Here is a 9025-nt window from a genome sequence, read left to right as displayed (position 1 = left end):
GGGTGATTTTTCTGGTGTTAGACGCCAGCAACCCATGCGGCAGAATGGTTGCTCACTTACTCGTCTATTTTTAGCGGGAATTCTTAGCCAACTGTATGAGCTGTATACAGATTTAAGCAGTCGAGTGATGCGCACTTTGGAAGAGATGGCACCACGAGTAGAGGTTTACTCCATTGACGAAGCGTTTTTGGACTTAACCGGTATTGAGTCTGTCCTATCCCTTGTCGAGTTCGGACAACAAGTGCGAGAGCGCATAGGCCACTGGATTGGGATCACCGTCTGTGTAGGCATTGCACCGACTAAAACACTCGCCAAGCTGGCTAACCATGCCGCCAAGAAATATCCTGCCACTCAGGGGGTTGTAGACCTGACCAATCCAGATCGGCAACGTCGATTGCTCGCATTAGTCCCGGTTGATGATGTTTGGGGCGTTGGTAAACGGCTTTCTAAGCGATTAAATGCGTTAGGTATCACCACAGCCTTAGACCTAGCCAATGCCTCTCCTAGAGCCATCAGAGACCAGTTTTCAGTGGTTTTAGAAAGAACCGTCAGAGAGCTCAATGGTGAGTCGTGCATTGAACTTGAAGAGATCCCGCCAACTAAGAAACAAATCGTCTGTAGCCGTTCATTTGGCGTAAAAGTAACGCAATTTGAATTGTTACGTGAGGCCGTATGTGAATACGCAACCCGCGCCACTGAGAAGCTTCGCAAAGAACAGCAGCAAGCCAAAGTGCTGACCGTGTTCATACGTACCAGCCCCTTTAAGGACAACGAGCCGCAATACAGCAACTCTGCATCGGGTGAATTGCTAATCCCCAGTTGCGACACGCGGGATTTTATCGAGCTGGCCAATCACTTACTCAAGCGGATTTGGAAGGATGGTTTTCGTTATGCCAAAGCGGGCGTCATGCTGTCTGACTTTTACGATCCCGGCATGTTTCAACCAGGACTATTCGATGACGTATCGATCCGCTCTAATAGCCAGCAGTTAATGTCTGTATTGGACACCATTAACCAAAGCGGTGCCGGAAAGGTTTTCTTTGCTGGACAAGGTACGAAGAAAGATTGGTCGATGAAGCGAGAGCATTTGTCTCCCGCTTATACAACACGCTGGGACCAGTTACCGCGAGTATGGTAATGCTCTCTTTATTTGCTGCTTGAGTTTTCGATAATGTGGAGCGTACGCTGAGGGAACGGAATCGTCAGACCAGCCGCTTCAATAGCTTCTTTTACTTGTTTATTTAAATCCCAATAAGCTGACCAATAGTTTTCATTTGTTGCCCATGCTCTCAGCTGAATATTTACTGCACTGTCGGCCATGGACGCAACCATTACCTGAGGCGCTGGATCAGTCATCAATCTTGATTCATTTTCTGCAACACCTTGCAATATTTTAAACGCGTCATCTATGGAGTCGGAATAGGAAATACCAACAACAATATCCATCCGTCGTTTACCATTACGGGTGAAGTTTTTGATATTATTTCCCCATAAGACGCTATTCGGGGAAGCAATATACAATCCATCTATAGTTTCAAGCACTGTTGTAAAAAGATTTATCTCTTTAACTGTCCCTTGAGTTGAACCAAACTCAATAAAATCTCCAGATTTAAAAGGTCGAAGGATCAGTAGCATGATTCCAGCTGCGATGTTACTGAGCGTATCTTTAAGCGCAAGACCAACTGCCAAACCTGCCGCACCAACCAGAGCGATAAGACTAGCAGTATTTACCCCAAAGATGTCTAAAATAAATACACCGCCGATGACATATACCGCGTAACTGGCTACGGTTGAAAATATTGGTATCAGGGTCGCGTCAACTTTTTTCAACTTAGAGTTAGTGTCTTGAATCGCTTTGCGCACTGCTCTTGCAATAAGTGAGCTTGCCACCAAAATAACAATAGCCAAGATTAAATTATAACCAAGCGCTACTATTGCCTCTGAATGATTTTGCCAAAATTGAATAAATGAATCTTTCATATCTCTCTCTTTCATTGTGCGCATGTGAGTTGAATCCACATGCCCACTTATTATTTTTGATTTTGCTATTAAATCACAGACGAAACTAACCAAGTGTTGTAAGCACAAAATGCGATTAGCAGACCTGCGCCTTCCAATCTGTTAATCCGTCCAGCACCACGAAATCCATAGGCCATAAATAGCAAGGCGATTGTCAAACCCATCATAACTAACCAGTCGCGAGACATAACCTCGGAAGACATACCTGTAATCGGCGATATAACGCCTGCGATACCAACGACAGCGAGTAAGTTAAACATGTTAGAACCCACCACATTGCCAATAGCGATATCATGCTCACCTTTTCTAACTGCAATAATGGATGCTGCTAATTCAGGGAGTGACGTGCCCAAAGCAACAATCGTTAAGCCGATAATTAAATCACTAACACCCAGTGCCTCTGCGATACTCACTGCTCCCCAAACGAGTACTCGTGAACTCACTATCAGAAGAATTAAGCCAATCACCAGCCAAAAAATAGCTTTTTTGATAGGCATCTCGTGTTCAACCAGTTCTTGATCCATTTCACTTTCTAATTTATCCCCTTTACCTCTCATAGCAGAGTAAATACTCCAGCCAATTAAGGTAAAGAACCCCACCAGAAGAAGAACAGACTCAAAACGTGTTAGCGAGCCATCCCAAAGGAAATAACCGAGCGCAGAACTAATAAGCAATAATAAAGGGATCTCTTTTCTGACTATTTTTGATTGCACCAATATTGGGGTAATAATAGCTGTTAACCCTAGAATTAAACCTGTATTGACGATATTCGAGCCGAGCGCATTACCGAGGGCTAAATCTGGATTGCCATCAATGGCCGCCATTGCAGAAACAACCATTTCAGGTGCAGACGTACCGAAACCAACAATGACCATTCCAATTAGCAATGACGGCATGCCTGCATATTTTGCAGTCGCGGCTGCGCCTTCAACGAAGCGGTCAGCACTCCAAACTAATAAAATAAAGCCAGCTAGAATGGCTAAAGAAGCAACTAACATTATGCGCACCTCCCGTTTTTAAAATGACTCGTATTACTACAGAAGGTGCAGTTTAGGAGTTGTTTAATGGCTTTACTGAATGAAAATTTACGAGTATTTCCACTGGCATAAGACGCCAATCGATTGATCGTAATAACGATGGTTAGCTGTGACATGAGTATTTCCTTGGGGTGGTTTAGACAAAGGCAAACGAGACTCTCCACCCCGAGAGCGCCATTTGCCTTAAGTCTTGTCAATCCAAGTATGGACATAACCGCCACGAACTGCTGTTCGGAGACTGTTGACGGTTATCACAGTAAAAACTGAGAGACTACTCCCCTAAGGTTAGAACCGAATGATATAACCATTTATAACCATTTACAACTTAGCAATAAGCGTTCACTCTGCGACGCAACATGTTGAGCTTATCAACTTGGCGTCGAACATCACTGAAGAATTCCTCTTTCTCCATGGCCAGCGCTAGCTCCCATTCTTTGGCCAAACCTTGGCAGTCCAAAAATGCGTATCTCAGCTTCGTCTTTGAAATACGCAGTCCCTTACTAAAGACCACGCGCTTGCCTCGTTGACCGTGAAAACTGTTGATGTACCACTCTATGCCAAAGCCATACTTAAAGTCTCTGATACGGACACCAAGCAGCCCCCAATCTTTAAAGGGCGTATTTTCACGAACCTTGTAATGGGTAACCCAAAAGTCATCAACTTCAGCTCGTGCCAGCGCTTTTAGCCTGTCCGTTTCTTGCTGCAATAAATTTGATACTTCTGATTTCCATTGTTCATTGACGATTTCTACCAAACCAATTTCCCCATCCAATTAACCCCAAAAGCCAAAACCACTATCCGTTTGGCTTTTGGATCGAAACGCCAAACGTAAAACTGCCGTAACAATCGCTGTTTGGCGTCTCGATATAAATCAACTCGCGCAATCCCATACCTGACAAGGGATACAGGCCGATTTCACTTAAAAACGCCTAAAAAGACGTATTGCCATGAAAATACAAACCGTTTGGCAAGTTCAGGCCAGAATGCAAACGACGTTTGGCGTATCGATTTTTTTGGCTCAGTCATCCGCCGCCAAACAGCGCCTATTCTCATACTTTTGCGAAAATGCAATAGGCAGATAGATGAAAGGATTTGTCACCTTTCTGCCCACCGCCAGTGCACCGAATCCTGATAATGACATTTGAGTGAACCGCCAGAGCACTTGGGCATGCCCAAGCGTGACCAGCGCGGTTGATTGAAAACCGTTAGAGCACTTTGAGTGCACAGGAGATAAGTATGTTTGTATTAGGCGTAGATATCGGTTACTCGAACCTGAAGCTGGCTATTGGCCAATCAGGCAGTGAACCGAAAACCATTATTCTGCCTGCGGGAGCCGGTCCTGCGGATCGTATGCCGGAGCGTATCGGTGGAGGCGATGATGAAACTTGTTTGTATGTATCTGTCGATAATGAGCGTTGGGCCGCCGGTGTGCCAGCTGGACGCCTTCAAAGCTGGGAACGAGAGCTTCACCCGGAATATCCCACCACAAAAACCTATAAGGCGCTTTTTCATGCCGCCTTGTTAATGGCTGAAACAGAATCCATCGATTTGGTTGTCACTGGATTACCGGTTTCCCAGTTTCATGAACCACAACGTAAGTCTGACCTTGTGCAGCGTTTAAAAGGTGTCCATCAAGTGACGCCTAAGCGCAGCATCACCGTTCGTGACGTCAAAGTGTTGCCGCAGCCTGCCGGTGCCTATATGGATCTGGTTCAAACAGGTGGTGATTTGGGCTTGATTGAAGAAGGTCGTGTCGTCGTCATAGATCCCGGCTTTTTTTCTGTTGACTGGGTTGCCCTTGAGGCCGGAGAAATTCGCTACAGCTCATCTGGAACCAGTCTTCAGGCAATGTCCGTGCTACTGGAAACCATTGATAAGCTGATTTCGGAAGATCACGGTGCCAAAGTCGGAATGGATCGACTTGAAAAAGCCATGAGAACCGGCGACTTGCAGGTGCTGCTATTTGGAGAAAAAGTCGATATTTCACCTTATCTGAATGCTGCCATGAAAAAGGTAGCGCCTGTTGCTCTTACAGCCATGCGCCAATCCATGCGTGACGAAAGCATCAATGCGGACTTGGTATTGATCGCCGGAGGTGGAGCCATGGCTTATAAGGAAGCGGCCAAGGAGATTTTTTCACGAAGCAAGATCATCGTGCCGGAACAGTCTGTTTTGGCGAACGTCCGAGGCTTCTGGTTTTATGGGGCCTGATTATGAGAGTTGTCGTCAACATTCCCCCAGGGAGCCACCCTGAACTGCTCAAAGAATTAGAAAAGACGCCGCCACGGGAACGCGCTGAGCGTCTGCGGATGCTGGCCACCTTTGGGTTAATTCACATGAGCCAACCCAATCTATCCACGACATCTGTACCGGTGGATGGTCTTGCACCAGATGGTGAAGTTACTTCTAAGAGTACAGCGCCAGAACCCAAAGCAGAATCACGTAAACAATCATTAAAATCAAAACTAGGGCTGGGCTTATAACATGGCGTTATCAGTTAGCTGGCTCGATGCCAGGTTAAATAAAGAAGCAAAAGAAACCGTAGTAAAAGCCGACCGAGATGGGCTAAGTGCTCGGGTATCGCCCAAGGGCAAAATTGTTTTTCAGTTTCGTTATCGGTTTGATGGCAAGCAACAGCGGGTAGACATAGGTACTTACCCACTTATGAAGCTTGCTGAAGCTAGGAATGAGCTGGATAGGTTAAGGGCGGTACTTGATCAGGGCAGAAACCCCAAGCTCTACCTACAGCAGGAACGGGCCAAGTATTCTGCCAACCAAAGCTTCGAATCGATTTTTCGAGACTGGATAGACTCTGCCGGTAAGCAAGGGCTAAAGGAGAAAACGTGGCACTACCAAAAACGCAGCAGTGAAATATATTTGCTGCCCCGACTTGGCAAGTACCCATTAACTGACATCAATGAATTGTCCTTGCGAAACTGTCTTCGTGAGGTTTCGGAGTCGTCCCCTTCAAACACAGAACGTCTGGTGTCTGTGCTGCACAAGTTTTATGACTGGCTGATTGATGAACAAATTTTGGAAATTAACGCTGCCGCTGGGATCACAGCAAAAAAGGTTGGCGGTAAGAAAGGCAAACGAACTCGGGTGCTAAATGACAACGAGATAAGGATACTTTGGCGCTATTTGCATGAGTCAAAAATCACTGAGAAGAATCGCATCTACATAAAACTGCTTCTCTTATTGGGAGGGCGCAAGGGCGAACTCATTCAAGCTGAAAAGCATCACTTTGACTTGCAATCTGCAATGTGGACAGTGCCCATAGAGATCCGCAAACAAGGTGAGAAAATTGGAGCGCCGATCATGCGGCCATTGATTAGGCCTGCTATCGAGCTGATTGAACTGGCGATGCAGATGAGCAAATCAACTTACTTGTTTCCCGCGAACGGACAAGAAAAGCTTGCCACAAATGGCTTTGATACCACTATTCCTAACAATGTGAAAATCTGGGCTCGCAGGTCACTTGGCATTGAGATGGAACACTGGTCTATGCATGATCTTCGCAGAACGATGCGAACGCGAATGTCTGCCATCACGACGCAAGAAGTTGCCGAGTTGATGATTGGCCACAGCAAAAAAGGGTTGGATGCTATCTACAACCAATATCAGTACCTGGATGAAATGCGTCATGCTTACGACGTTTGGTATCAACAGCTAGAAACCATCATCGAGCCGACAGGCTTTCCGTTCAACTGGCGTTTCGGACAGTAAAAGAAAGAGGCTCAGTCCTCTTTCTTCTCATACTCTTCCAAGTCTTCAATGTGCCACAGCTTATTTCGCGTATTTCGGTTAATACGAGGTTGCGGCAAGCTGCCATCTTTTATTCTTCGCCAGAGCGTCGTATAGCTAATGTGGTAACGAGCCATCACTTCGTAAGATGTTAGAAAAGGGGTTACCTGGTGCGCTACTGCTGTCATCTGCATTCTCCTGAAAATCAATGTAAAGCTATCATCGCCTGATTCATCACTTGTTGATGGTCAGAAAGATGCATGATTTGTTCAGAAGATCAGCCTTATCATGACACCGGTATCATTGTGCAGTTTACCAAATTTCCAGTTTACGGCGAAAAGCGCCGTAAAATCGCATTAAGTTAAACCATCTTTATAGATATGCACGCTCTAGCTACTAGGAATTTAGCGTAGCGGTATGTTTCGTAAGTGCGTTTCGATGGCTTCAATCACTGACTTAGTAAGGGGTAAATGCGCTTTTTCTTTCGCCCATACCTCATGGAAGCATGCTACAGTTTGCTTTGCGGTATCTAACACCAATTTTTCTGGCAACATGGCTTTAGCCGCTAAGTGTGACAGCTCATCCAGCGTGAAATCACTGAATTTCTTGCTACGGCTCACCTTCAGCGATGCACTATCATCGGGGATATAAGGAATAGTCGAGACAAAATCATAAGCAGGCGCAATCGATGCGGTGCGCTTGTCTTTGTAAATCACAGACCAATTCTTCAAATGCATATCGGCATTACCAATTAACGTATTGAACACCAATCTGCGTGTAAATTCTGCGATGTCCTCGTCTTGACCTTCGATGCCGATAACCTGAGCAATATTGCGCATACTCGCTTTTTTGTATTTATCTTGAGGATAGACGCCAAACACTTGCGCAAAATCTTCAATATGTACGGCTTGATCACCTGCACGATCAAAGCGCTTGATCACAAACGCCTGAGCATTTTTAAAAGCATCACCAAATTTACCAATACCATCTGGGATATTAGCAATCTGGTTAATGGAAAGTAGCTGAGTCTCTGGCACATCCATCCCAAGCAATCGAGCCAGTTCCATCATCGAATATTCATTTTCTGGCACAGCGTCAAATCGAGATGACGGCAACTTCACAATCCAAGAGCCACCTTTACCAGTTGCTGGAATGGTCAAGCCGCCGTTAGCCTGTTGCACGGCTGAAAACTTCAATTGCACACCCGCCAATGAAAAACGCATTGGAGCATCTATTTTCGTTTTATCTTCAATACCTTGATGCACATTAGGTGGTAAGGCTTCACCATCCGCAGGCTCAACCGTGATCGCTCCAGCCAGATCCTGCCCCAGTACCCACAATAGAAAAAATTCCCGTGCTGGGTTCACACCAGCACGCTCAGCCAGGTAATTACGCATGGTTTCTTCTGGTAAAAGGTTGGAGAAAAACGGGGTTAACTTATTTTGGGTAGGTTTGAAGCTAGTCAGCAGGCCACCGAGCGAATCTTTAAAGCCAAGCCCTAACACAGGCCGCGATTCGTCATTAATGTACGAATCCATAAAGGCAAAAAGTGTTCTGTCATTACCCACGTTGGTGATCGTTGCGATCGGTTCACCATAGAGCAATACGTTGAGCGTAGAGACATGGTTAGTCATCGTCGTCTTCCTCTAACTGATACGCGGGCGACATTGGCTCACCCTCATCGCTGATGCCGTTAATACCTTGGCCACTTCGAATGATCGACTTGATGGCAGGTACAGACTTTTTAGGCGCAACCAATAGCTCTAGGTCTAGTACACGGGCAAGTGCAATCAAACTGGATATTCTTAAATCAACACTGCCAGACTCGATTTTCGAAATATGGCTTTGAGGCACACCCGAACGAGCACTTAACTCTCTCTGGCTAAACCCCTTTCGTACCCGAGCTTCTCGAAGACTTTCTAGTATCTGCTCTGTTACATAGCTCATTTCGATACGCCTTAATGCATCACTTAAGAATAATTATATACAAAAACATATCACAGTAACTCAAATAACACAAATTCGATTAGCCATTACATATCAAAAGCCATGACCTGATACATAATTACATATAAGTAGAAGGAGATTTTTGTCATCGACAAAAGAGCGATACTCTCGCTGATAATCGCGAACTGACGCATCAAACTCCCTAAGTACTTTTGTCGCTCAGCCCTTATACAGCATGGGCTACAGAAGAACTCGCGTCAAATCGCCAGAAGATAAGT

10 protein-coding genes are annotated in these 9025 nt (G+C 45.5%); 4 read left to right on the top strand and 6 right to left on the bottom strand.

From position 1 onward, the window contains the following. On the top strand, positions 1–1138 hold a 1138-nt coding region (gene umuC / locus BIZ39_RS14750; protein ID WP_262385780.1), incomplete at its 5' end, for a translesion error-prone DNA polymerase V subunit UmuC. A gap of 8 nt (positions 1139–1146) precedes the next feature. Here the strand turns inward: umuC and BIZ39_RS14745 are convergent. From BIZ39_RS14745 to mobI, 3 genes are all read right to left on the bottom strand, one after another. Continuing rightward, positions 1147–1980 (bottom strand): mechanosensitive ion channel family protein, encoded by an 834-nt coding sequence (locus tag BIZ39_RS14745; protein ID WP_015066538.1) that lies wholly within the window; start codon positions 1978–1980, stop codon positions 1147–1149. A 68-nt stretch (positions 1981–2048) separates the two neighbouring features. Continuing rightward, complete coding sequence (locus tag BIZ39_RS14740; protein ID WP_015066537.1) at positions 2049–3017, bottom strand: calcium/sodium antiporter; 969 nt, start codon at positions 3015–3017, stop codon at positions 2049–2051. A 364-nt stretch (positions 3018–3381) separates the two neighbouring features. Beyond that, positions 3382–3828, bottom strand: coding sequence for a conjugative transfer protein MobI(A/C) (mobI, locus tag BIZ39_RS14735; RefSeq protein ID WP_041702628.1), 447 nt, complete (start codon positions 3826–3828; stop codon positions 3382–3384). 464 nt (positions 3829–4292) lie between these two features. On the opposite strand from mobI, the gene BIZ39_RS14730 reads away from it, so the two are divergent. Genes BIZ39_RS14730 through BIZ39_RS14720 form a run of 3 tightly spaced genes read left to right on the top strand, consistent with a single transcriptional unit; the run spans position 4293 to position 6782 of the window. Continuing rightward, positions 4293–5267, top strand: coding sequence for a ParM/StbA family protein (locus BIZ39_RS14730; protein WP_015066536.1), 975 nt, complete (start codon positions 4293–4295; stop codon positions 5265–5267). Between the two features lie 2 nt (positions 5268–5269). Continuing rightward, positions 5270–5539, top strand: a complete 270-nt coding sequence (locus BIZ39_RS14725) for a hypothetical protein (RefSeq protein ID WP_015066535.1) — start codon at positions 5270–5272, stop codon at positions 5537–5539. Between the two features lies 1 nt (position 5540). Further along, complete coding sequence (locus BIZ39_RS14720; protein WP_015066534.1) at positions 5541–6782, top strand: tyrosine-type recombinase/integrase; 1242 nt, start codon at positions 5541–5543, stop codon at positions 6780–6782. A gap of 11 nt (positions 6783–6793) precedes the next feature. Here BIZ39_RS14720 and BIZ39_RS14715 read toward each other — a convergent pair whose 3' ends face one another. The 3 genes from BIZ39_RS14715 to BIZ39_RS14705 form a co-directional block, all read right to left on the bottom strand. Beyond that, a complete protein-coding gene (locus BIZ39_RS14715; protein WP_000127614.1) occupies positions 6794–6988 on the bottom strand; it encodes a helix-turn-helix transcriptional regulator in 195 nt (64 codons plus the stop codon). A 216-nt stretch (positions 6989–7204) separates the two neighbouring features. Then, positions 7205–8434, bottom strand: coding sequence for a type II toxin-antitoxin system HipA family toxin (locus tag BIZ39_RS14710; protein WP_187447339.1), 1230 nt, complete (start codon positions 8432–8434; stop codon positions 7205–7207). Next, positions 8427–8747 (bottom strand): helix-turn-helix domain-containing protein, encoded by a 321-nt coding sequence (locus tag BIZ39_RS14705; protein WP_000122829.1) that lies wholly within the window; start codon positions 8745–8747, stop codon positions 8427–8429. Before BIZ39_RS14705 ends, BIZ39_RS14710 begins: the two co-directional genes overlap by 8 nt. Positions 8748–9025: the final 278 nt, after the last annotated feature.

Origin of the sequence: Alteromonas sp. BZK5, assembly GCF_014349115.1 — a bacterium.
GTDB lineage: Bacteria > Pseudomonadota > Gammaproteobacteria > Enterobacterales > Alteromonadaceae > Alteromonas > Alteromonas macleodii.
Note: the sequence above shows the minus strand (reverse complement) of the source record. Positions and strands in the feature narration are given on the sequence as shown.

Coding starts and splice junctions, on each gene's coding strand:
- BIZ39_RS14715 (WP_000127614.1), bottom strand. CDS start 6,988: ATGACAGCAGTAGCGCACCAGGTAACCCCTTTTCTAACATCTTACGAA.
- BIZ39_RS14710 (WP_187447339.1), bottom strand. CDS start 8,434: ATGACTAACCATGTCTCTACGCTCAACGTATTGCTCTATGGTGAACCG.
- BIZ39_RS14720 (WP_015066534.1), top strand. CDS start 5,541: ATGGCGTTATCAGTTAGCTGGCTCGATGCCAGGTTAAATAAAGAAGCA.
- BIZ39_RS14705 (WP_000122829.1), bottom strand. CDS start 8,747: ATGAGCTATGTAACAGAGCAGATACTAGAAAGTCTTCGAGAAGCTCGG.
- BIZ39_RS14730 (WP_015066536.1), top strand. CDS start 4,293: ATGTTTGTATTAGGCGTAGATATCGGTTACTCGAACCTGAAGCTGGCT.
- BIZ39_RS14745 (WP_015066538.1), bottom strand. CDS start 1,980: ATGAAAGATTCATTTATTCAATTTTGGCAAAATCATTCAGAGGCAATA.
- BIZ39_RS14725 (WP_015066535.1), top strand. CDS start 5,270: ATGAGAGTTGTCGTCAACATTCCCCCAGGGAGCCACCCTGAACTGCTC.
- BIZ39_RS14740 (WP_015066537.1), bottom strand. CDS start 3,017: ATGTTAGTTGCTTCTTTAGCCATTCTAGCTGGCTTTATTTTATTAGTT.